This is a genomic window from Shigella sp. SIG6 (genome assembly GCF_053555815.1).
In genome coordinates, this window is record NZ_JBQZXC010000305.1 from 1 (window position 1) to 611 (window position 611).

The window sequence follows — 611 nt, forward strand, 5'->3', positions numbered from 1 at the left end:
GGCCTGGCATCCGGATATAACCCGTGATAAAACAAGGGAATGAACAATGAACTCCCCGATGATATTGAGCTGCTTAAAGCCATGTTGCGTAAGCAACAGAGTCGGCTTCGACAGTATGCCTGTCAGGTCGCGGGCTATGAGCAGGAAATTGAACGGCTGAAAGCGCAACTCGACAGGTTGCGTCGTATGTTGTTCGGCCAGAGTTCAGAGAAAAAGCGTCATAAGCTTGAAAATCAGATCCGACAGGCAGAAAAACGACTGTCGGAACTGGAAAACCGGCTGAACACAGCCAGAAATCTTCTGGAAGATGCATCGTCAGTCACAGATTCACCTGACACCAGTCCCCCGTCAGAAAACCCGATCGCCAGTAAGCCTGAATTCCCGGGACGAAAATCTTCACGAAAACCGCTGCCGGCAGAACTTCCCCGGGAGACACATCGCCTTCTGCCTGCTGAAACCAGTTGCCCGGCCTGTGGAGGTGTTCTGAAAGAAATGGGGGAAACAATCTCAGAGCAACTGGATATCATTAATACCGCCTTTAAAGTTATCGAAACCATACGTCCCAAACTGGCCTGTAGCCGGTGTGATGTCATCGTTCAGGCACCACTTCC

At 50.7% G+C, this 611-nt stretch carries 1 protein-coding gene; it reads left to right on the top strand.

What is annotated here, in order from left to right:
- Window positions 1-39 precede the first annotated feature (39 nt).
- Window positions 40-611 (top strand): IS66 family transposase zinc-finger binding domain-containing protein (locus ACUU1M_RS20510; RefSeq protein WP_171714019.1); only part of this gene is annotated, 572 nt, incomplete at its 3' end.